20 protein-coding genes and 1 pseudogene are annotated in these 22,000 nt (G+C 70.1%); 8 read left to right on the top strand and 13 right to left on the bottom strand.

The genetic code is table 11. The features are described from left to right. Nucleotides 1-219 precede the first annotated feature (219 nt). The 3 genes from AB0I69_RS41825 to AB0I69_RS41835 form a co-directional block, all read right to left on the bottom strand. Nucleotides 220-999, bottom strand: coding sequence for a DMT family transporter (locus tag AB0I69_RS41825; RefSeq protein WP_363101034.1), 780 nt, complete (start codon nt 997-999; stop codon nt 220-222). Then, nucleotides 996-1,502: a YbaK/EbsC family protein gene (locus tag AB0I69_RS41830; protein WP_363101150.1), complete on the bottom strand. Its 507-nt coding sequence runs from the start codon at nt 1,500-1,502 to the stop codon at nt 996-998. The genes AB0I69_RS41825 and AB0I69_RS41830 overlap by 4 nt, the downstream gene beginning before the upstream one ends. 846 nt (nt 1,503-2,348) lie before the next feature. Then, entirely contained in the window at nt 2,349-2,903 is a 555-nt protein-coding gene (locus tag AB0I69_RS41835; protein ID WP_363101035.1) for an isochorismatase family protein, read from the bottom strand. A gap of 76 nt (nt 2,904-2,979) precedes the next feature. Here AB0I69_RS41835 and AB0I69_RS41840 point away from each other — a divergent pair. Beyond that, a pseudogene (locus AB0I69_RS41840) lies at nt 2,980-3,399 on the top strand (amino acid ABC transporter substrate-binding protein); the annotation flags it as partial. 84 nt (nt 3,400-3,483) lie between these two features. Here the strand turns inward: AB0I69_RS41840 and AB0I69_RS41845 are convergent. Next, a complete protein-coding gene (locus AB0I69_RS41845) occupies nt 3,484-5,706 on the bottom strand; it encodes an MMPL family transporter (protein ID WP_363101036.1) in 2,223 nt (740 codons plus the stop codon). 122 nt (nt 5,707-5,828) lie between these two features. After that, a complete protein-coding gene (locus tag AB0I69_RS41850; protein WP_363101037.1) occupies nt 5,829-6,437 on the bottom strand; it encodes a TetR/AcrR family transcriptional regulator in 609 nt (202 codons plus the stop codon). A 166-nt stretch (nt 6,438-6,603) separates the two neighbouring features. Between AB0I69_RS41850 and AB0I69_RS41855 the strand changes: the two genes are divergently transcribed. After that, on the top strand, nt 6,604-9,855 hold the full coding sequence (locus AB0I69_RS41855) for a S41 family peptidase (protein ID WP_363101038.1): 3,252 nt from the start codon (nt 6,604-6,606) through the stop codon (nt 9,853-9,855). A gap of 125 nt (nt 9,856-9,980) precedes the next feature. On the opposite strand, the gene AB0I69_RS41860 is transcribed toward AB0I69_RS41855, so the two are convergent. The 4 genes from AB0I69_RS41860 to AB0I69_RS41875 all read right to left on the bottom strand — a co-directional run bounded on the left by AB0I69_RS41860 (nt 9,981) and on the right by AB0I69_RS41875 (nt 13,576). Next, nucleotides 9,981-10,151, bottom strand: coding sequence for a hypothetical protein (locus tag AB0I69_RS41860; RefSeq protein WP_363101039.1), 171 nt, complete (start codon nt 10,149-10,151; stop codon nt 9,981-9,983). Between the two features lie 88 nt (nt 10,152-10,239). After that, nucleotides 10,240-11,127, bottom strand: a complete 888-nt coding sequence (locus AB0I69_RS41865) for an SDR family oxidoreductase (RefSeq protein ID WP_363101040.1) — start codon at nt 11,125-11,127, stop codon at nt 10,240-10,242. Then, a complete protein-coding gene (locus AB0I69_RS41870) occupies nt 11,124-12,059 on the bottom strand; it encodes an alpha/beta hydrolase (RefSeq protein ID WP_363101041.1) in 936 nt (311 codons plus the stop codon). Before AB0I69_RS41870 ends, AB0I69_RS41865 begins: the two co-directional genes overlap by 4 nt. Further along, entirely contained in the window at nt 12,056-13,576 is a 1,521-nt protein-coding gene (locus tag AB0I69_RS41875; RefSeq protein WP_363101042.1) for an NAD(P)/FAD-dependent oxidoreductase, read from the bottom strand. The genes AB0I69_RS41870 and AB0I69_RS41875 overlap by 4 nt, the downstream gene beginning before the upstream one ends. Nucleotides 13,577-13,759: 183 nt before the next feature. Between AB0I69_RS41875 and AB0I69_RS41880 the strand changes: the two genes are divergently transcribed. Beyond that, nucleotides 13,760-14,404, top strand: a complete 645-nt coding sequence (locus AB0I69_RS41880) for a MerR family transcriptional regulator (protein ID WP_363101151.1) — start codon at nt 13,760-13,762, stop codon at nt 14,402-14,404. On the opposite strand, the gene AB0I69_RS41885 is transcribed toward AB0I69_RS41880, so the two are convergent. Further along, entirely contained in the window at nt 14,392-15,195 is an 804-nt protein-coding gene (locus AB0I69_RS41885) for an exodeoxyribonuclease III (RefSeq protein ID WP_363101043.1), read from the bottom strand. The two genes, AB0I69_RS41880 and AB0I69_RS41885, sit on opposite strands and share 13 nt — an antisense overlap. A 68-nt stretch (nt 15,196-15,263) precedes the next feature. On the opposite strand from AB0I69_RS41885, the gene AB0I69_RS41890 reads away from it, so the two are divergent. Continuing rightward, a complete protein-coding gene (locus tag AB0I69_RS41890; RefSeq protein ID WP_363101044.1) occupies nt 15,264-15,740 on the top strand; it encodes a GNAT family N-acetyltransferase in 477 nt (158 codons plus the stop codon). Nucleotides 15,741-15,753: 13 nt separating this feature from the next. Here the strand turns inward: AB0I69_RS41890 and AB0I69_RS41895 are convergent, their stop codons facing one another. From AB0I69_RS41895 to AB0I69_RS41905, 3 genes are all read right to left on the bottom strand, one after another. Continuing rightward, nucleotides 15,754-16,425: a response regulator transcription factor gene (locus tag AB0I69_RS41895; protein ID WP_363101045.1), complete on the bottom strand. Its 672-nt coding sequence runs from the start codon at nt 16,423-16,425 to the stop codon at nt 15,754-15,756. Further along, nucleotides 16,425-17,699 (bottom strand): sensor domain-containing protein, encoded by a 1,275-nt coding sequence (locus AB0I69_RS41900; protein ID WP_363101046.1) that lies wholly within the window; start codon nt 17,697-17,699, stop codon nt 16,425-16,427. The genes AB0I69_RS41895 and AB0I69_RS41900 overlap by 1 nt, the downstream gene beginning before the upstream one ends. 127 nt (nt 17,700-17,826) lie before the next feature. Next, entirely contained in the window at nt 17,827-18,762 is a 936-nt protein-coding gene (locus tag AB0I69_RS41905; RefSeq protein ID WP_363101047.1) for a DUF4231 domain-containing protein, read from the bottom strand. A 372-nt stretch (nt 18,763-19,134) separates the two neighbouring features. Between AB0I69_RS41905 and fxsA the strand changes: the two genes are divergently transcribed. The 4 genes from fxsA to AB0I69_RS41925 are packed head-to-tail and all read left to right on the top strand — an operon-like array spanning nt 19,135 to nt 21,847. Then, nucleotides 19,135-19,314 (top strand): FxSxx-COOH cyclophane-containing RiPP peptide, encoded by a 180-nt coding sequence (gene fxsA, locus AB0I69_RS41910; RefSeq protein ID WP_363101048.1) that lies wholly within the window; start codon nt 19,135-19,137, stop codon nt 19,312-19,314. Nucleotides 19,315-19,357: 43 nt separating this feature from the next. Then, a complete protein-coding gene (locus AB0I69_RS41915; protein WP_363101049.1) occupies nt 19,358-20,506 on the top strand; it encodes an FxsB family cyclophane-forming radical SAM/SPASM peptide maturase in 1,149 nt (382 codons plus the stop codon). Next, on the top strand, nt 20,503-21,096 hold the full coding sequence (locus tag AB0I69_RS41920; RefSeq protein ID WP_363101050.1) for a hypothetical protein: 594 nt from the start codon (nt 20,503-20,505) through the stop codon (nt 21,094-21,096). Before AB0I69_RS41915 ends, AB0I69_RS41920 begins: the two co-directional genes overlap by 4 nt. Continuing rightward, complete coding sequence (locus AB0I69_RS41925) at nt 21,074-21,847, top strand: HEXXH motif-containing putative peptide modification protein (RefSeq protein WP_363101051.1); 774 nt, start codon at nt 21,074-21,076, stop codon at nt 21,845-21,847. Before AB0I69_RS41920 ends, AB0I69_RS41925 begins: the two co-directional genes overlap by 23 nt. Nucleotides 21,848-22,000 lie beyond the last annotated feature (153 nt).

The following is a 22,000-nucleotide window of genomic DNA, read 5'->3' on the forward strand; positions in this document are numbered from 1 at the left end:
GCGTTCGTGATCGGACAACTCCAGCGGCAACGGCTTCGGGCCAGGCATCAACCCACCCTACAACCGCAAGCGAACTAACGACTCAGGACACTAGCGAGCCAAGACGCACCCAATTCGCGCACCCGACCGCGCATATCCAGCCAACCGACATGCACCCGCCCCGGCTTCGATCGTGCCCAGGACTCCTGGCGGGACGAGGTCGGGGTGTACGGAATGGCCTCAGGCGGCCCTCTGACTAGCGAAGTTATTACCGCACGAACACGGCTTGACTGACGACTCGCGCAGGGCGGCAATCGGTGCGAGTTCGGCGCGGGTCTGGGCCCACAGGACGAGCCCGTACGCCGTCACGGACAGGGCCGCGCCCAGGAGACCCACCGCGGCGAACGGCCGTAGCGCGGGCAGGAGTTCACCGCGACGGACATACAGCGCGTACGCGGGGATCGTCCACCCCTCGACGACCATCAGCCAGGCGATGTACCCGAGCGAGGACCCCGAGGCGCGGACACCGAGTCCGTCGACCACCGTGTACGCCGCGATCGACAGCCCCGTCGCCAACGCGGCCCCGATCGCAGCCCAGTTGGGCCGACTCCCGCGCAGCCCCCACAGGGCGACGCCGGTCAGCCCCGCACACGACAGCGCGATGCCCGCGGCGGCCCACCCGTCGGGAACCTCGTGCGCGAAGACCGCGGCAAGGACGGTGACGACGAGCGGTGCGGTGCCGCGGGCGATGGGATACGCCTGCCCGAAGTCACCGAGCCGGAACGACTTCATCAGCAGGAGGTAGTACGCAAGATGGATGACGGCGGAAGCACCGAGATACGGCCACGCCGCAGCCGCCGGAAAGGCCGCGAACGGCACCATGGCCAGCCCGATGACCACCCCGCCGCCCGCAATGAGCGTGAACCCAACCAGCTTGTCCGTGATGCGGTGGGCAAGGGCGTTCCAACAAGCATGAGTAACGGCGGCGAGCAGGACGGCGGCAGCGACCTGCGGAGTCACGAGATCTGCTCGCGCACATCCACCAGAGTGGCACCGGCGTGCGCGACAAGTTCCTTGGGCTCCATGGGAAACACGGCATGCGGATTACCGGCGGCAGCCCACACCACGTCATGCGCGAGCAACGACCGATCAGCCAACACCCGTGTCTTCGTACGGTGCCCGAAGGGCGGCACGCCTCCGATGGCATACCCGGTCGTCTCCCGTACGACGTCCGCCTTGGCCCGCGTCACCTTCTCGACGCCGAGCTCCCGCCGAACAAGCTCAAGATCCACCCGGGACGCCCCATCCATCAGCACCAGCACCGGAACCCCGTCCGCCGCGAAGATCAGGGACTTACAGATCTCACTCAACTCGCACCCGATCGCGGCGGCGGCCTCGGCGGCGGTACGGGTGGCATCCGGAAACCGCCGAATACGACCGAGCAGGTCCGCAAGCCCCAACTCCCTTAGCGCCTCGGCGAATCGAGGGTTGGCGCCGGAGTTTTCGTCTTCGGTGTTGTTCATGGCCATGGGGGCACGGTAGCGGTGGGTGTACGGGGCCTGCGACTGAGTTCTGACCGTCGGACCGCCCGCTTCTTTGCCAGTGTCGGGATTGAGTGAGCCGAGTAAAGGGCGCTCCCTGCGGTCGCGTCGGCTACGCCGATTCCGCTGCGCTCCACCCTTGACTCGCCTCACACAATCCCGTTTGAGAAGCGAGCGGGCGGCCCCGAGGGATGGGTGGCCCAGCCATGAACTCCCTTGCCTGCACTGCCTTGCGGGCCGGTGTTCGGGAGCGCGCCCGCGCCTCGCCAGCACGCCGGGCCGGCTCAGCGGCCAACGGCGAGTGGGGACACCCGCAACAAGCGGGATGGAGGATGGATAGATGGAGCCTCCGGGCCGGTCACCGACGGCCGCCGGCGGCCGGTGGCGACTGGCGGCCGGTGGGGCGAGCGCGTCGGGCAGCACATTTCCGCACCCACCACTCTCTGCGGTGTGGGGTAATTTCTAACCAGTCATGGGGTTAGTCTGACCCACACACCTTCCAGCACCCCCACCCACGCACGCACGCGCTCACGCACTCACCCACTCGCGGTTGGCCGCTGAGCCGAGGCGGCGTGCCGGCGAGACGCTGACGCGTCCCTCCACCCCGGCCAAGAACGCAGTACAGGCAAGGGAGTTCATGGCTCGGCCACCCGTTCCTCCGGGCCGCTCGCTCGCTTCTCAAACGGGCTGGAGCGGACCGAGTCAAGGGTGGAGCGCAGCGGAATCGGCGCAGCCGACGCGACCGCAGGGAGCGCCCTTTGCTCGGGCCGCGGAAGCCCGACACTGACCAAGAAGCGAGTGGCCCAACAGCCACTTCACAACTCGGGATCAGTTTCCGAACGTCACTTCTTTTGCCTGGGCGACAGCAGCCGTACGCCCCGGCGCCTCGTGGTACTTCCAGTACAGGTTCGTGTGGGCGATGACCTGCTCCGGCGGCGGCGCACCCCACCGGCTCAAGTCCGACGTGGTGTGGCCGTCGCTGACGAGTGTCACGTCGTAGCCGCGTACGAAGGCGCCGTGCATCGTGGACCGGATGCAGGCGTCGGTGGATGCGCCGGCCACCACCAGGCGTCCGACCCGGGCTTCGGCCAGTACCTGTTCCAAGGTCGTGTCCTCGAAGGAGTCGGGGTAGCTCTTGGGTACGAGGGGTTCCGGATCGCGGCGGGTCAGCTCCGGGACGTACTGCCAGGCCTCGCTCCCCTGCGGCACGTTCTCGTCGAAGTGCTGGACCCAGACGACCGGCACGCCTTCCTCGCGTGCCCTGTCGACGAGCCCGGCGATGTTGGCGACGATCGCGTCACGCGCGTACGCATCGGCGACGACGCCGACCTGCACGTCGATCAACAGCAGAGCAGTGTGGGGACGTTCGGACAGAGTGGTCATACCCCGGGAGGTTATCGACCGGTCGAGACGCGGGTGAGCAAGTCCGGGGATCGATGGACGGGAGATGTCACATCCCCGTCGGATCGCCGTAGCGGCCGATCCGAGTGGCTATTGGGCGTCCGGGGTGCGCGTTCAGCGGCACTGCCTTGTCCCTCGCGGCGGTTCCGTCGTCGAGTTCGACATGCACGCGCTCACTCCCGCGGCCGTGTGAGGAGCTTGTCGATCGTCGTGCGACAGTGCTGCTTCTGCTGGTGGGCATCCAGAGCCGGCGGTGTCGCTCGTTCGGTCCGTTCGGTCCGTTCGGTCCGTTCGGCGGGATCGGCGGGATCGGCGGCTCGGGGAGGTTGTGGTCGGTGCTCCGGCCGGGCAGCCGGAGTTCGCCGAATGGGGCGCATTGTTGGGGGTCGACGGTGCCTCGGTGCCGTTCCTGCGTTATCTGCCCGAGCGGCTGGGCGAAGCGCCCTCCTTCGTCGCCTTCGAGGGGTACGACGCGGTCGTTTCCGGGGGCTTCACACCGGGTGAGGGGTGGACCCCGGCGCCGAGAGATCGGGCCGGGGTCCACTGATGCCGTGACCAGGGGTCAGGCGCGTACCAGCTCGCGGTCCTCGTCGGGGTCGGTGTCCTTGGAGTCCAGCTTGCGCAGGCCCTCGCCCTCGACGTCCACGTTCGGCAGTATCCGGTTCAGCCACTTCGGCAGCCACCACGCCCGCTTGCCCAGCAGGGCGAGCACCGCCGGGACGATCGCCATGCGGACGACGAACGCGTCGAAGAAGACGGCGATGGCGAGGCCGAAGCCGATCATCTTGATCATGGATTCGCTGGAGCTGATGAAGCCGGAGAACACGGCGATCATGATGACGGCCGCCGCGGTCACGACCCGGGCGCTGTGCTTGAAGCCCGTGACGATCGCCTGGCTCGGCTTCTCGCCGTGGACGTGGGCCTCGCGTATGCGGGTCACGAGGAACACCTCGTAGTCCATGGCCAGTCCGAAGACGACGCCGACCATGAAGATCGGCATCATCGACATGACGGGGCCGGTTTCCTCGACGCCCATCAGGCCCGACAGCCAGCCCCACTGGAAGACCGCGACGACCGCGCCGAGCGCCGCCATGACGGACAGGAGGAAGCCCAGGGCCGCCTTCAGCGGGACCAGGATCGAGCGGAAGACCACGATCAGGAGCAGGAACGCCAGGCCCACTACCAGGATCAGGTACGGGATCAGGGCGTCGTTCAGTTTCTGCGAGACGTCGATGTTCATCGCGGTGGTGCCGGTGACCAGGACGGTCGAGTCGGTGTCCGTCTTGATCCGGGTGCCCGCGTCACGGATGCCGTGGACGAGGTCCTCGGTCGTGACGGACGACGGCTTGGAGTCCGGGACGACGGTGATCGTCGCGGTGTCGCCGTCCTTGTTGAACGTCGCCGGGGTGACCGTGCTGACGTCCTTGAGGGCCTTGATCTTGTCGGTGACCGTGGTGACGTCGGCCTTCGGGGTCTTGCTGTCCTTCGCGTCCACGACGACCATCAGCGGGCCGTTGAAGCCGGCGCCGAAGCCGTCGGACAGGAGGTCGTAGGCCCTGCGCTGGGTGGTGGAGGTGGGCTGCGAACCGTCGTCGGGCAGGCCCAGTTCGAGCGAGGCCGCGGGGATCGCCGCCGCGCCGAGTCCGATCACGCCGAGGAGGAGGACGGCCAGGGGGCGTCGTACGACGAAGCTCGCCCAGCGGGTGCCCATGTTCGGGCGGGACGCCTTCTCGGCCGAGGCCGCACGTCCGCCACCCAGGAGCTTGCTCTTCTGGCCGGTGGGCTTGATCTTCTTGCCGCCGTAGCCGAGGAGGGCCGGGATCAGGGTCAGCGCGATGAGGACCGCGATGGCGACCGTGCCCGCCGCTGCGACACCCATCTTCGTCAGCATCGGGATGTTGACGACGGCCAGGCCGACGAGCGCGATGACCACCGTCAGGCCCGCGAACACGACCGCCGAGCCGGCCGTGCCGACGGCCCGTCCGGCCGCGTCCTCGCGTTCGCGGCCCTCGGCCAGTTCGGCCCGGTAGCGGGAGACGATGAACAGGGCGTAGTCGATGCCGACCGCGAGGCCGATCATCATCGCGAGGGTGGAGGTGGTGGTGCCCAGGTCGAGGGCGCTGGCCAGGGCCGTGATCGTCGAGACGCCGATGCCTACCCCGATCAGGGCGGTGAGCAGCGGGAATCCGGCCGCCAGCAGCGAACCGAAGGTGATGACGAGGACCACGGCGGCTATCGCTATGCCGATGATCTCCGTCGAGCCCGTCTCGGGGGTCGCGGTGAGCGCGTCACCGCCGACCTCCACGGTCAGTCCGGAAGCCCGAGCCTGCTGCGCGGTCTCCTTGAGGGCGTCCTTCGACGCGTCCTTCAGCTCCATGCCGGAGACCTTGTACTTCACGGACGCGTAGGCGATTGTGCCGTCCTTGCTGACGGCCTTGCCCTTGAAGGGGTCGGCGACCGAGACGACCTCGGAGCCGTCGCCTAGGTCCTTGACGGTCTTCTCGACGGTGGCCCTGTTGGCGCCGGTGTCGAGCTTCTCGCCGGCCGGGGCCTTGAAGACGACCCGGGCGGTGGCGCCGTCGGCGCTCATCCCGGGGAAGCGCTGTTCCAGCAGGTCGAAGGCCTTCTGGGCCTCGGTTCCCGGTACGGAGAAGGAGGAGGCGCCAGCTGCGGGCGCGCTGGCCGCGCCGACTCCGGCGAGTGTCAGCAGTGCGATCCACAGGAGGGCGACGTAGTGCCGTCGCCTGAAGGCGAGCCGGCCTACTTTGTAGAGGAACGTGGCCACGAGGGCGTACTCCCGGTCAGGTCGTGGGGTTCTTCGGGGCAGGGGTGATCGACCGGTTGGGGACACGGCTGATCTGCCCGACGACGTGAGCGGTTACGTCAGGTGGGCGTGCTGTGGGTTGTTCAGGTGGTGGGTACCGGTGCGCCCAGTGCGGGGAGCACCACGGCGTCGATGTACGACAGCAGGAAGGCCTGGGTGGGCGGCTGCTCGTCGATCATGGTGCGGGCGGCGAACCCGCCGATCATCATGTGCACGATGTACTCGATCGCCGGGTTGTCGGCACGGATCTCACCCCGGTCGATCGCCCGCTGGAGCACCGTCTGGAACTCCGCCATCTCGGGTTCGACGAGGTGTTCCCGGAACGCCTTGAGGAGGTCCGGGCTGCCGTGCATCGCCATGGCCAGGCCCCGCATGAGCGCGGAGTTCTGCTCCATCTCGCAGTCGTCCGACCGCATCGTGAGGGCGTGGAAGTCGCCCCTGAGCGAACCGGTGTTGACGGCGGCGGCCGAGGCGCCGGGCTTGTTGTGCCGCACCGCTTTGGCCACCAGCTCGGCCTTGCCGCCCCACTGGCGGTAGAGGGTCGCCTTGCTGGACTTGGTGCGGGCCGCCACGGCGTCCATGGTGAGGGCGTCGTAGCCGACTTCCCGGAGCAGGTCGAGCACGGCCGCGTACAGCTCGGCCTCACGCTCGGGTGTGATGCGACTGCGACGCGCCGTTGCGACCTCAGTCATGCCACTCACCTCTCCGATTCCGAACGACACGGTTTCGTACCTGCTTCGTACGTCATGAATGTAGCGCACTCACCAAAGAAACGAAACCGTTTCGTACGTGTGCTGAGTCACCGCCGGAGATTTTTCATAAGTTGCTCCGGTCCATCCCCCGGAAAAGCATAGGGACGTGAGCTATCTGCGCCTGCCGCACCTCAGTGGCGACCTCCTGAGCTTCGTGGCCGAGGACGACCTCTGGCTGTCCCCTCTCGACGGCAGGGGCCGCGCCTGGCGGCTCACCGTCGACCGCACCAAGGTCGGCCACCCCCGCTTCTCGCCCGACGGCCGCCACATCGCGTACACGAGCTGGCGGAGCCTGGTCCCGGAGATCCATATCGCGCCGGTCGAGGGCGGTCCCGGGCGCCGGCTGACGTACTGGGGCAGCGCCGACACCCAGGTCTGCGGCTGGACCCCTGAGGGCGACATCCTCGCCGTGGCCTCGCACGGCGAGCCGTTCTCGTACTTCACCTGGGCCCACAAGGTCCCCACCGACGGCGACCCCGGCGGCCGGCTCCCCTGGGGCCCGGTCTCCGACATCCAGCTCGCCGACGTCGACGGCGAACGCCAGACCCTCCTCCTGACCGGCACCCCGCCGCACGAACCGGCCGCCTGGAAGCGCTACCGCGGCGGCGCGATGGGCCGCCTCTGGCTGCACGGCCGCCGTCTGCTCGCCGACCTCGAAGGCCACCTGCACTCCCCGATGTTCGTCGACGGCCGCATCGCCTTCCTCTCCGACCACGAGGGCATCGGCAACCTCTACTCCTGTTCCTACGACGGCTCCGACCTGCGCCGCCACACCGACCACGACGCCTTCTACGCCCGGCACGCGGCCAGCGACGGCACCCGGGTCGTGTACCAGTGCGCCGGTGACCTGTGGATCGTCGACGACCTGTCGGCGGCCTCGGTCCCACGCAAGCTCGACGTCCACCTGAGCGGGCCGCGCGCGGGCCGCCGTACGTACCAAGTACCCGCCGCCCAGCACGTCGACGGCATCTCGGTCGACGAGACGGGCCGGGCGAGCGCCGTAGTCGTCCGCGGCAGCCTGTACTGGCTGACCCACCGCGACGGCCCCGCCCGCACCATCACGGACACCCCGGGCGTACGGGTCCGCCTCCCGGAGATGCTCGGCTCCGGCGGACAGGTCGCCTACGTCACGGACGCGGACGGCGAGGACGCGATCGAGATCGCCTACCTGCCCCGCGCCACCGGCGACCGCGAGCCCCGCCGACTCGCCTCCGGCGAGGTGGGCCGCGTCCTGGAACTGGTCTCGGACACGGCCGGCGAGCGCCTCGCCATCGCGGCCCACGACGGACGACTACTCCTGCTGGACGCGACGGAGGACTCTGGGGGCACCTCCCGGACGGAGTCTGGGGGAGGCGAGGTGACCGAGCTGATCTGCTCGATCAACGGGCCCGTCCGCGACCTCGCCTTCTCCCCCGACGGCACCTGGCTGACCTGGTCCCACCCGGGCATCGGCCGCAGCCTCCGCCAGATCAAGATGGCCCGCATAAAGGACCGTCTGATCGTCGACGTCACCAACGGCCGCTTCGAGGACGAGAATCCGGTCTTCACGAGGGACGGCCGCTATCTCGCCTTCCTCTCCTGGCGCGGCTTCGACCCGGTGTACGACGTCCACACCGGCGACCTGTCCTTCCCGCTCGGCTGCCGCCCCTACCTCGTCCCCCTCTCCTCCGCGACCCCCTCCCCCTTCGCGTTGAACCCCGAGGGCCGCCCGGCCGCCGGAGGCCTGGACCCGGCGGAGGACGAGGGCGCGGACGGCGCGGTGACGGTGGAGGTGGAGGGCCTGGAGAGCAGGGTGACCCCGTTCCCGGTCTCGGCCTCCAAGTACTCGGCGCTGTACCCGGTTTCGGGCGGCGGCCTGGTCTGGCTGCGCTGGCCGATCTCGGGCGCGCTGGGCGAGACCTTCGCCAACCCGGACGACACGAGCGGCCGGCCGACCCTCGAATACTTCAACATCAGCAAGGCGAAGAAGTCCGAACTCGTGGACCACCTGGACTGGTTCGCGGTGAGCGGAGACGGCACCCGGCTGGTCGTGGTCGACGAGGACGAACTGCGCGCGGTCCCTTCGACGGAGTCCGGCGACAGCGACTCGACGGTCTGGATCGACCTCCGCCGCATCCTCCACGAGGTCGACCCGCCCGCCGAGTGGCGCCAGTCGTACGAGGAGGCGGGCCGCCTGATCCGCGCGTACTACTGGGATCCGCAGATGTGCGGCATCGACTGGACCGCGGTCCTCGACCAGTACCGCCCGCTGGTCGAACGGGTGGCGTCCCCCGACGACTTCGCGGACCTGCTACGCGAGGTACTGGGCGAGTTGGGCACGTCCCACGCCTATGTCACCGCGTCCCGCCGCAACGAGGGCCCGCCCCACTACCAGCGCCGCCAGGGCCTGCTGGGCGCCAACTTCGTTCACAGGGAAGGAGGTTGGACAGTCACCCGCATCCTCCCCGGCGAGTCCTCCGACTCCAAGGCCCGCTCCCCGCTGGCCGGCACGGGCATCCGCGAGGGCGCGATCCTGACCCACGTCGACGGCCGCCCGGTGGACGAACTGACAGGCCCTTACCCCCTGTTGGCAGGCGCAGGCGGCACAACAGTGGAGCTGACATTCACCCCGACGGAGGGCGAAGGCAGGGCCCGCCGCGTCGCCGTCGTCCCCCTCATCGACGAACGCCCCCTCCGCTACCAGGACTGGGTGGCCAAACGCCGGGCGGTGGTACGGGAGTTGAGCGGCGGCCACTGCGGCTACCTCCACATCCCCGACATGGGCGGCTCCGGCTGGGCCCAGTTCAACCGCGACCTGCGCCTGGAGGTGTCCCGCCCCGCCCTCATCGTGGACGTACGGGGCAACGCGGGCGGGCACATCAGCGAGCTGGTCGTCGAGAAACTCACCCGCACGATCCTCGGCTGGGACCTGACCCGCAACGCCCAACCGGTGTCGTACGCGTCAAACGCCCCAAGGGGTCCGGTAGTCGCGTTGGCAGACGAGGCGACTTCGTCGGACGGCGACATGATCACGGCCGCCTTCAAACTCCTCAAACTCGGCCCGGTGGTGGGCCAACGCACCTGGGGCGGAGTGGTCGGCATGACCGGCCGCCACCAACTGGGCGACGGCACGGTGATCACGGTCCCGATGAACGCGGCCTGGTTCGACGCATACGGCTGGTCAGTGGAAAACAGGGGCGTGACCCCGGACTTGGAGATCCTGCGCACCCCTCTGGACTGGGCAGAGGGGAGACATGCGCAGTTGGACGACGCCATCAAACTGGCCCTGGACCTACTGACCATCCACCCGGCGGCAACCCCGCCGAACTACAACGACGTCCCGGACCGCTCAAGACCCAAACTCCCGCCCCGTTCTTGAGAGACAGAGGGGCAGTTCCCCTAGGGGCGCGGGGAACTGCGCGCCCAGCCCCCACCGGCCCCGCACCCAACAACGAAACGTAGGGCGCCCCAAAACACAGGGCGCCCCACGCAAACAGGCTGCGACTAAACGTCGTAGTCCTGGTCCATCCCGTCCTGTTCACGCTGCACGCGCTCAGACGCCTCGTCCCGCTGAGCGCCCCGCTCGGACGCCTCATCCTGACCCTGGCCCATCTTGTCCTTGGCCTTGTCCGCGAGGTCCTTCGCCTTGTCCTGGAACTGGTCCTTCATACCCATGTGGGTTCACTCCCGTAGCGGGTGAGGGGATCGGCCCTTTGCCGGGCCTCGACCAGATTCACACGCCAGAACAAAGCTCGCATTTCGATCAGTTACGGTCCGTAGCGCGAGCCTGCTCATCCGCCGCCCCACCTGCACCGACAAGCCCAGATCGCATCCCCTCCAACCGAGACCCGAACCGCCGCATCTCCCGCTGCCCCACCGACCCGATGACCCCCGGCAGATACCCGCGCACGCCCTGCATCCCCCGCAGCCACCACTGCCCGTACACATGACTCGACCGCCGCTCGATCCCGGCGACGATCCGGTCCACGGCCGGCCCCAGCGGATACGTCTTGTTGGCCGGCCAGGGCAACCGCTCCCGCAACTCCCGCATGACCGCGTCCTGATCGGCCCCGCGCACCATGTCCGTGTCGGTCCACGACAGATACCCGACGCCGACCCGCACACCCTTGTAGCCGACCTCGGCCCGCAGACTGTGCGCGTACGCCTCAACGCCCGACTTGGACGCGCAGTACGCGGTCATCATCGGCGCGGGCGTGATCGCGGCCAGCGAGGCGATCTGCAGCAGATACCCCCGGCTCTCCATCAGCACCGGCAGAAACGCCCGCGCGGTCACCGCGGACCCGATCAGATTGACCTCGATCACCCGCCGCCACGCGACCGGGTCGGAGTCCAGAAAGGGCCCGCCGTTCGCGACGCCCGCGTTGGCGACGACGATGTCGACCTTCCCGAACCGCTCCTTGACCTCGGCCGCGACCCGCGCCATCGCCTCGTGGTCCGTCACGTCGGCGTACCAGTGGTCGCTGTCGGTGTGCAGCCGCTCGGAGACCTGCTTGAGCGCGTCCGGCTCCAGCCCGACCAACGCCACTTTCGCACCGCGCGCGGAGAGCTTGCGGGCGAGCAACTCGCCGACACCCCGCGCGGCCCCGGTCACGACCGCGACCTGACCCTCCAGGCTCGCCCTGCTGCTCATGCGCCCTCCTTGACCTGATCGATCGGGCCGAACTCCACATAGGTGGCGGCCAGTTCACGGACCTTCGTGCTGACCAGCTCCGGCGCCTCGACGGGTGTCATATGGCCGAGCCCGGGAAGTTCGGTGATTCCAATGCAGTTCGGCAGCGCGGCGACCAGCGCCCGCGCGTGCACCGGTGGCGTCATCCGGTCCGCCGTACCGACGACGACGGCCGTCGGCACCGCCAACTCCCGTACGCCGCCGTCGAGATCGAGCGTGTCGAGAACCCGCGACCACGCGTACCGCACCGTCCGCGGACACGCGTGCACGATCCGCGCGCACGCCTCGACCATGTGCGGTGCCGAACCGGGGCCCATCGTCCCGTACTTGAGGATCCGCCGAGCGGCCGGTGTGACCGGTCCGAGCGGCGCCCGGGTGCCGAGGACCTTCCGGGTCAGCCAGGTCCGCGTCCGCCCGGCCCGCAACGGCACCACGAGCGATTCGGCGACCAGCCGCGAACTGCCCGTACTGCACAGCAGGACGGCCACCGCGTGCTCCCGGAACCGCGCCCGTCCGGCAGCCGCGAACACGGTCATCCCGCCCATGGAGTGCCCCGCGATCACGGCCTTCTCCCCGGGCGCGAGCGTCTCCTCCAGTACGGCTTCGAGGTCGTCGGCGAGCGCGTCGGTACTGTGCGCGACGGCCGCCGGACTGCGCCCGTGCCCCCGCTGGTCGTAGGCGATGACGCGGTGGTCGACGGACAGGTCCCGTATCTGCGCGGCCCAGAAGGCCGTGGAGCAGGACCAGCCGTGCGCGAGGACGACGGCGGGCGCGGCGTCGGGTCCGTGCACCTCGACGTGCAGCCGGGAGCCGTCGGCCGAGGCGACGGTCAGTTCGCGGGCGGCGACGGGCGGGGCGTAGGGCCCGGACGAGACGTGCATCAGACGGCTCACGCGCTCGCCACCTCCGCCTGCTCCGCCTGCTCCGTCTTCTTGCCGACCGAAGCCCTCACCACCTCGTACTCCGAGAGATCCACGCGTCGGGTGACCTTGCGGAACTCGGCCGTCGTACCGGGCCAGATGGTGGTGTTGCGCCCGGCGGCGTCGAGATACCAGCTGGTGCAGCCGCCGGTGTTCCACACGGTCCGCTTCATACGTTCCTGCACGCGCCGGTTCCACGCGGTCACGGCGCCGGGCCGGGCGTCGAGGGCGACTCGGCCGCCCAGTACGTCCAACTGCCGCATGTAGTCGGCGAGATAGTTCAGCTGGGACTCGATCATGAGGATCATGGAGGACGTCCCGAGGCCGGTGTTGGGCCCGATGATGGTCATCCAGTTCGGGAAGCCGGCCGCGGAGGAGCCGCGCAGCGCCTGCATTCCGCCCTGCCACGCCTCGGCGAGCGTCCGCCCGTCCGCGCCGACGACCCGTTCGGCGATCGGCATGTCCGTGACGTGGAAGCCCGTGCCGAAGACGATCGCGTCGACCTCGGCCGTGGTGCCGTCGGCGGCGACGACGGTCGAACCGCGGACCTCGCTCAGCCCGCTCGCCACGACGTCGACGTTGGGCTGGGCGAGGGCGGGATAGTAGGTGCTGGAGAGCAGGACGCGCTTGCAGCCGATGCGGTAGTCCGGGGTGAGTCTGGCGCGCAGGGCCGGGTCCTTGATGGCGCGGGCCATGTTCCGCTTCGCCAACTGCTCCACCAGAACCAGTTCGCCCGGCCGTTTGGTGAACGCCTGGGTCTGCAACTCCCTTATGCCCCACAGGAGTCCGCGGCGGGCCCGGGTAGTGAAGGGCAGCGCGCGGTGCACGGCGCGTTCGGCGTCGCTGATGGGACGGTCGACGCGGGGCATGACCCAGGGCGGGGTGCGCTGGAAGAGGGTGAGGCGCTCCACCTCGGGCTGGATCGACGGCACGATCTGGATCGCGGAGGCGCCGGTGCCGACCATGGCGACGCGCTTGCCGCGCAGGTCGTAGTCGTGGTCCCAGCGGGCGGAGTGGAAGACCTTGCCGGGGAAGGAGTCGAGCCCCGGGACGTCCGGGACCTTGGGGTCGGACAGCGGTCCGGTGGCGGAGACGACGAGGTCCGCGGAGTACGAACCGTTGCTGGTCTCGATGTCCCAGCACAGCCGCTCCGCGTCCCAAGTCATCATCTTGACCTCGGAGTTGAAGCGGATGTGGGGCCGGAGCCGGAAGACGTCCGTGACGTGCTCCAGGTAGGCGCGGATGTGGTCCTGCCCGGAGAAGGTGCGCGGCCAGTCGGCGTTCGGCGCGAAGGAGAACGAGTACAGATGGGACGGTACGTCGCAGGCGCAGCCGGGATAGCTGTTGTCCCGCCAGGTCCCGCCCACGCTGTCGGCGCGCTCCAGGACGACGAAGTCGGTGACGCCCTCGCGCCGCAGCCGCACCGCGGCCCCCAGCCCGCCGAACCCGGACCCGATCACCGCCACCCGCACATGCTCGTGTTCGGTCATCCCGTGCCCTTCCATACGACCATGCGACCACGCCAGTGAACACTGGCGCAATCGGAGCGTAAGGCAGCTCCGTACTCATGGGTAGGGGGCGGTACGAGGAAAGTTACTGAGGGTACGACGTAGGGTGCGGGCGTGGCGGAGAAGGCAGAACGGGCGGAACAAGCGGAGAAGCGCGAGTACCGCATGGAGGAGTTGGCCGCGGAGGCCGGCATCACGGTGCGCACCCTGCGCTTCTACCGTGAGCGCAAACTCATCCACCCGCCGCGCCGGGAGGGCCGTATCGCCTGGTACGACGAGACGCACCTGGCCCGCCTGCGCACGATCTCGGCGCTGCTGGAGCGCGGCCACACCCTCAACGGCATCGCGGAACTCGCCGAGGCCTTCGACCACGGCCGCAACGTGGGCGAGCTGCTGGGCCTGGGCGCGCCCACCGAGGAGACCCCGGTCCGGCTCACCCCGGAGGCCCTCGCCGACTACTTCGGCGACCAGGCCACCCCGGAGAACTTCGCCGCGTCGCTCGAACTCGGCTACCTGGGCACCGACGGCGGTGAGATCGTCCACATCAGCCGCCGCCTCCTCGACGTCACGGCCGCGCTGGTCCGCGAGGGCATCCCCCTCGCCGACGTCCTCAACGCGGGCCGCCGCGTCCGCGAGCACACCGACGCCCTCGCCGAACTCTTCACGGCCATGGTGCTGGCACAGGGCCGCACGGCGGAGGACCTGCAACGCCTACGACCGCTGGCGAAGAGCGTCGTGGAGGCGGAACTGTCGATGGCGATGGACCGCCGACTGCAACAAGGCGGCGGCCCGGAGCCTCAGAGGTCGTAGACCACCGTCACCGGCGCGTGGTCCGACCAGCGCTGTTCATGCGTGGCCGCCCGCTCGACGTGCCCCTTGACGGCCTTGGCGGCGAGGCCGGGCGTCGAGACGTGATAGTCGATGCGCCATCCGCTGTCGTTGTCGAAGGCCCGCCCCCGGTACGACCACCAGGAGTACGGCCCCTCCACGTCCGGATGCAGGGCCCGTACGACATCGACGTACGCCCCGTCCTCCGCGTCGAAGACGCTGCTCAGCCACTCGCGCTCCTCCGGCAGGAACCCGGAGTTCTTCTGGTTGGCGCGCCAGTTCTTGAGGTCGGCCGGCTGGTGGGCGATGTTCCAGTCGCCGCAGACGACGACCTCGCGCCCGTCGGCGGCGGCCCGCTCGCGCAGCCCCTTCAGGTACACGAGGAACTCGCCCATGAAGCGGATCTTCTCGTCCTGCCGCTCGGTGCCGACCTCGCCGGAGGGCAGGTAGAGGCTGGCGACCGTGACCCCGGGGAGGTCGGCCTCGACGTACCGGCCGCTCCCGTCGAACTCGGCCGACCCGAAGCCGACCTGGACGCGGTCCGGCTCGCGGCGGGTGTAGAGGGAGACGCCCGCGCGCCCCTTGGCGGCGGCCGGGGCGTGCACGACGTGCCAGCCCTCGGGGGCCCGGACGTGCTCCGGCAGCTGCTGCGGCTCGGCTCGCACCTCCTGGAGGCAGAGCACATCGGCGGAGGTCCCGGCGAGCCACTCCACGAAGCCCTTCTTCGCGGCGGCCCGCAGTCCGTTCACATTGGCAGAGGTCACAGTGAGCACTCCGGCACGATACCGGCACACTGGACGGAGTCCAGATCCTCCCTGCGCATAGAAGTACGATACTTGGCATGAATATACGACCCGTCCCGTTCGACCACCCCGACGCCGTCAAGCTGAGCGACCAGGTCCAGGAGGAGTACCACGCCCGCTACGGCGACGGCGGAGACGCCACGACCCTGGACCCGTCCGACTTCGAACCGCCGAACGGCTTGTACCTGATCGCGTACGACGAGCACGACGATCCCGTCGCCACCGGCGGCTGGCGCGCCCAGGACGCGAACGGCGAGGGCAACGAGGACGGCGACGCCGAACTCAAGCGGATGTACGTGATCGAGCAGGCACGCGGCCTGGGCCTCGCCCGCCGCATGCTGGCCGCCCTGGAGGAGAACGCCCGCACCGCCGGCCGCACCCGCATGGTCCTGGAGACGGGCACCAAGCAGCCGGAGGCCATCGCCCTCTACACGTCCAGCGGCTACGAGCCCTGCGTGAAGTTCGGCTACTACCGCTTCCACAACGACAGCCGGTGCTTCGCGAAGGCCCTGTGACCGTGGGCGCGCTTCAGCTCCTCAGGTAGGCGAGCACGGCCAGCACCCTGCGGTGCACGTCGTCCGCGGGCGGCAGGTCCAGCTTGGCGAGGATGCTGCCTATGTGCTTGCCGACGGCGGCCTCGGTGACCACCAGCTCGCGGGCTATCGCGCCGTTGGACCTCCCCTGCGCGACCAGCCCCAGCACCTCCCGCTCGCGCGGGGTCAGCCGGGCCAGCGGATCACGGCGCCGGCGCAGCAACTGCCGTACGACTTCCGGGTCTACGACCGTGCCCCCGGCCGCGACCTCGCGCAGCGCGTCCACGAACTCCTCGACCTGGCCGACCCGGTCCTTGAGGAGATAGCCGACGCCGGTGCCGTCACCGGAGTCGAGGAGCTCGGCCGCGTACGCCCGCTGCACGTACTGGCTGAGCACCAGCACCGGCAGCCCGGGCCGCTCCGCCCGCAGCCGCACCGCCGCGTGCAGCCCCTCGTCCTGGAAGCCCGGCGGCATCCGCACGTCCGTCACCACGATGTCGGGCGCGTGCTCTGCGACGGCGGCCACCAGCGCGTCCGCGTCCCCGACCGCGGCCACCACCTCGTGCCCGAACCGGGTGAGCAGCGCGACGATCCCGTCCCGCAGCAGCACACTGTCCTCGGCCAGCACGACGCGCAACGCCGACTCCCCCTCCGGCCACCGGTCCATCAATCCCCCCGCTCCCCCTCCGCACCGCACGGAATGTCCACCCGCAGCACCGTCGGACCCCCCACCGGGCTAGACACCGAAAGTCTCCCATCCAGCACTGACAACCGGTCCCCGAGCCCGGTCAGCCCGCTCCCCCGCCCGGCGTCCGCACCCCCGCACCCGTCGTCGCGCACCTCCAACACCAGCCGCCCGTCCCGGTGTTCGCCCCGCACCCCGGCCCGCGCGGCCCCGCTGTGCCTGTCGACGTTGGCGAGGGCCTCGCAGACGACGAAGTAGGCGGTGGCCTCGACGGCCGACGGAAGCCGCCCGGCCAGCTCCAGTTCGAGATCCACCGGTACGGCACACCGGTCGGCGGCGTCGGCGACGGCGGCTTCGAGGCCGTAGTCCACCAGCACTTGGGGGTGGATGCCGTGGATCAGCTCGCGCAGTTCGGCGAGTGCCTGCCCGGCCTCGTCATGGGCCTTGGCGAGTTGGTCGGCGAGGGGGCCGGGCGGGGCGTCCAGCCGGGCCAGGCCGAGCGTCACGGTGAGGGCGACGAGCCGCTGCTGGGCCCCGTCGTGCAGGTCGCGCTCGATCCGCCGCCGCTCGGCCTCGAAGGCGTCCACCAACCGCCCACGGGACCGGGCAAGTTCGACGACCCGCCGCCCCAAGTCCCGTTCCCCGGGCGCCAGCAGAAGCCGTGTCAGCTCGGCCCGCGCCCCGGCCACGCCCCCGAGGGCGTAGAGCCCGGGCGCCAGCAGCACAAGCCCGAGCAGGGCGACGCCGGCGGCGGACGGCCAGGTGGTGACCGTCCACAGCTTGAGCACCTTCACCTCGCCGTCGCCCATCAGCGCGGGCGTCCCCAGCATGGCCAGCGGGGCGCCGAGCCCGAGGACGACCGCGAACGCGTCGAGCGGCCACAGCACCACCGCGAACAGCAGCGTGTAAGCCAGCTCCCGCCAAGTCGCCTGCTCCCGCAGCCGTGTTGCCAGCCACCGGCGCAACCCCGGCTCGACCGGCACCCGATGCGGCCCCGGCACCGGCTCCCGGTCGACGATCCGCAGCCGGTACCGCTCGGCCACGGCGACGGGAATCCCGGCGAGCGCGGTGAGCACGAGCAGCGGTATCCCCACGAGCACGACGGCCAGCGCACTCCCGCCGACCACCCCGGCCAGCATCAGCACCAGCACGACGACCCCGGCCACCGCCCCGCTCCCGAGGTACAGCACAGCCCGCCAGGGCCACACCGACCACAGGAAACCGGGCCTCGCCAGGGCCTGCCAGAGAGTACGCATGCCGATCACCGTAGAAGGCGGGGCAGTTGCCGGACATGGGTCCAGGGGGCGAGGCGGAGGTGGGGACAGCCATACCTGCCCGGAGGGAGGCGAGGGGGAACCCCGTCAGGAACCCCGACCCGAGGTGTCACCCCCCGAACCGCGCCAGCCAGTCGGTGTGTTGCGGCAGCATCAGGTGTTCGGTGTCGGCCACGGCCTGGGGCCACAGTTCCTCGGGCACGCTTCTGGTCAGGACGGCCCGCTGGGTCTCCAGTCCCTCCCGCACCAGTGCGTGGGCGTACGACAGCGGGTGGTGGCGTCGTGTCTCCAGCCAGGCGACGCCGGTCGCGGCCGAGGCGGCGAGCAGGCCGCTGAGGTCCCAGCCGCTGGCGATGCCCGCGCTCCTGGCCACCGCGGCGACCAGGGCCAGCAGGGTCAGCAGCGCGGTCAGTGAGGACCAGACGGCGGCGGAGCGGCGGGCCTGGACGGCCCGGCCGCCGTACCAGCCGAGCTGGTCCAGGACCCGGTCGCGCAGGTAGATGTCCTTCCTGACGGCGAACGGCTTGTCGCGCACCGCGCGCATGGCGCGGGTGATCTGCGGGTGGCGCGGATCGTCGGGCTCGTGACGACTGGCCGGATCCCACAGGGTGTTGCGGGCCGGCACCGGGGCCGTGTTCGTGTCCGGTGCCGCGCCGGGGCCGTGGGCGGGCTCCTGCCAGCCGATGCGGCGCAACGCGCGTAGCCGTTCCTCCAGTTGCTGGTTGAACAGCCCGTCCGGGTCAGGCACTCCCGGGTCGAACGGACCGCCGTGCACCATGTACTGCCACGCCAGCGACTTGACGGTCTCGGCGGCATCGCGGTGCGCCTGCCAGTGGGCGCGTGCCCGGCGCCGCTGGATGACCACGCCGGTGACCACGGTGAGCCCGTACAGCAGGGCCGACAGGCCTGTGAGGACATGGCTGTTGAAGTGGTCGGCCAGAGTGGCGCAGACCGTCGCCACGAGCAGGAGTGCCAACTCGGCCATGGTGGCCCGGAATGCCTCGCTCTGCCGGTTCAGCGCCCACTCGTCGTTGGAGCGGAACAACGGTGGCAGGTCGCTGTTTCCTATCGTCGTTCGCGGCGCTGGAACGTTTTGCCCAGGTGTGGCCGCCGTCATGGGTCACCTCGTCATGAAGGGGAAGACTCATGGTGACTTGGAGTTGTACAGGTGCCAACACCGCGTCGCCCGAGAGGACTTGAGGCCAGTGCCGACGAGATCGAGCCGCTCCCGAGCCGACGGGCCCCTGCGTGCTGGCCCTTGGTTGATCGGTGTGCTTCCCTGAAGACGAGAACCGAACAGTGCCACCTCTACCGCAACTCGGCGCCCCGTGCGCCCGGTTGCGGCCCGACGCAGGTTGACATCCGCGGGGTTCTGGACAACGGCCGAGGTCCGCGGGGCGAGGAGCACGGGGGGTTTATGGAGACGTCAGCGACTGACGTGGAGATCGACTTTGACGTGGTGAACCTCAGCGGTTCCGCGAACGTAGATCTGGACGAGCTGCCAATGAACGCTCTGGGCCTGTCCATACGAAGGGTTCGCCGGGACACTCTGCAGCATCGCGCGGTGGACGTGTCCATGTTCCAGTCGGCACTCTGACGGGTTCGCAGACAGCGGGGGACCGCGTGGCAGGAGGTGACACGTGCGTGATGCGAACCCCTTCGTCGAGTGGATAGTCAAGGTTGCCCAACCGTGCAATCTGGCGTGCGACTACTGCTACGTCTACGAGGCCCTTGATCACACCTGGCGGCGCAAACCGTCCGTCATGGCGACCGGGACCGCGGACCAACTGGCCCGCCGCATCGCCGAGCACGCCAGGCGTCACGCCCTGCCTCGGGTTCGGGTGACCCTGCACGGGGGCGAACCCTTACTCGCAGGCCTGTCCCGAATCGAACATCTTCTAGAAGTCCTGAAGCGGGAGCTGCACGGCACCGCCGAGTGTGTACTCTCCGTGCAGAGCAATGCGACACTTCTGAATCCCCTATGGATGGACCTGTTCCGCCGACACGGGGTGTCGGTGGGCGTCAGTCTTGACGGCGGTCGCGAGGCCAACGACCGTCACAGGCGCGGCAGGAACGGGCGAGGCAGCCACGCCTCCGTCCAGAGGGGATTGGAACTCTTGCGGAGGCCCGAGAACAAGGCCCTGTTCGCCGGCCTGCTGTGCACCGTCGACCTCGCCAATCCGCCGCTCCGCGTCTTCGAGTCCCTGCTCGCGCACGAGCCGCCGGCCATCAACTTCCTGCTGCCGCACGCCACCTGGGAACACCCGCCGCCCGGCCACGACCCGAATCGCACACCGTACGCGAACTGGCTCCTGGAAGTGTTCGAAAGGTGGTACACGGCACCGCGTCAGGAGACCGGGATCCGCCTGTTCGAGGACCTCATGGACCTCGCACTCGGCGGTGCCGTGCGTTCGGAGAGCACGGGACTGGCCGACACGGACTTCCTCGTGGTGGAGAGCGACGGGACGATCGAGTTGTCCGACTCGCTGAAGGCCACCAGGGACGGCGGTGCGGCCACCGGGCTCGACATCTTCGCCGACGACTTCGACGCCGCCGCGCGGCACCCGGTAGTGGCCGATGCCCGCCGCGGGGGCCTGGCGGCGCTCGCCGACGTCTGCCGCGGTTGTGAGGTCGTGCGCCTGTGCGGCGGCGGACTGCGCGCCCACCGCTTCCACCCGCGCACCGGCTTCGCCAACGCCAGCGTGTACTGCGCTGACCTGCGCGTGCTCACCACCCGGATCCGGGACCGTGTCGTGGCCGACACCATCCAGCTGGGGAACGCGTCGTGACGGCCCCGGCGACCCTGCGGATGACCGTCGAGGACTTCGCGAGCCTGGCGGGCTGCCACCCGTCCCCGACCGCCTTACGGGTCCTGCGGGACGGCCAGGTCTCCCGGCGCCTGCTGATGCTGATGAGCGTGGCGGACACGGCCCGGAGCAGCGCACCGGAGTTCTGGGAGTCCTGGGGGGCGGCGGCCTGGGAGTGGTGCGTCCGGGCCCGTGAGGCGGACGTCCGGGCCTTCGAGGACGTACTGCTCCATCCTCATGTCGGTGTGTGGCTGGGCCGTTGCCTGCGGGACCTGAACGACCCGCGTCCCGCCGTCCGCGCGAGTCCTGAGTGCGCCGGGCTGACCGGTCTGGCGGCCGCCGCCGCGTTACGAGCCGGACTGCGCCCGCACCTCGCCCTCCCGGCACCCGGCTCCCTGGTCTGGCTGCCCACGTGGGGCGGCGTCCGGCTGGCCGGGGGCGTGCGGGAGGCCTGCCTGCGGGGTGACGTCCTGGACCCGGGCGGGTGGTCGCCGGCCCTGGGCGAGCGGGACGGACCGGCCGCCCACGACACGGCTCGCACCGCGGCACATGATCGCCGGGCCTCCGGGTGACGCACCGCCGTTGTCGGTGATCCTGGAGGACACCGACCCCTACCGGGACGCGCACGGCCATCCGGTGCTGCCCCGCCAGACATCTGGGGAACTGCACGCGTGGCAGCTGTCGGTGGCCTCGGCCTGGGACGTGGTGACCCGCCTGCTCCCGGAACGTGCCGCCGCCTGCGCCGCCCTGTGGACGGCGCTGGTGCCGCTGCGGCCACCGTGGACCGGGCGGGGGGTGAGTTCCTCGGCACGGGAGGCCTACGGGGCGATCGCGGTCTCCTTCACCACGGACCCCGTGCGGCCGGCCGAGACGGTGGTGCACGAGACCGCGCACATCGCTTTCGGGGCCCTCGCCGATCTGACCGATCTCACGGATCCCGAGGACCGCACCCTGCAACAGGTCGGCTGGAGGGAGGACGCCCGCCCCGTCGGGTCCGTGCTCACGGGAACCCATGCCCGTCTGGCGCTCCTGGAGTTCTGGAGCCGTCGCCTTCAGGAACTGAGCGGTAGAGGGGCCCGAGCCGCGCGAGCACGGTTGCACCACTACGGTCGGCAGGTCGTGGCGGACACGGTGGACGAGGCGGCGCGCTGCGGCTTTCCCATGCACTCACTGCCCTCTGCCCGCCCCCTCGGCACCTCATCCGTTCGGGTGCTGTCGCGAGAGGCTCCGAACGTGACGCGAAGGCGCGGAGCTTCTTCCGCTGTGCAGGGCGCGGCGGACCTGGCCCGTGGTCCGCCGGGTGTGGCGGGAAGACGGCGATGAAACGACACCAGGGGCGGGCTGATACATGAGGACGCGGTGGCACTGCGGAAACGCGACGGCGCGGCGGCAGGCCGCGAGCGCACACGGAGCGGCGAGGTCGCGCGGCACGGTCGCACCACCAGGTTTTCACCATGTCCGGAACAAACATCGACG

Origin of the sequence: Streptomyces sp. NPDC050508 (genome assembly GCF_040655155.1) — a bacterium.
Classification (GTDB): Bacteria; Actinomycetota; Actinomycetes; order Streptomycetales; family Streptomycetaceae; genus Streptomyces.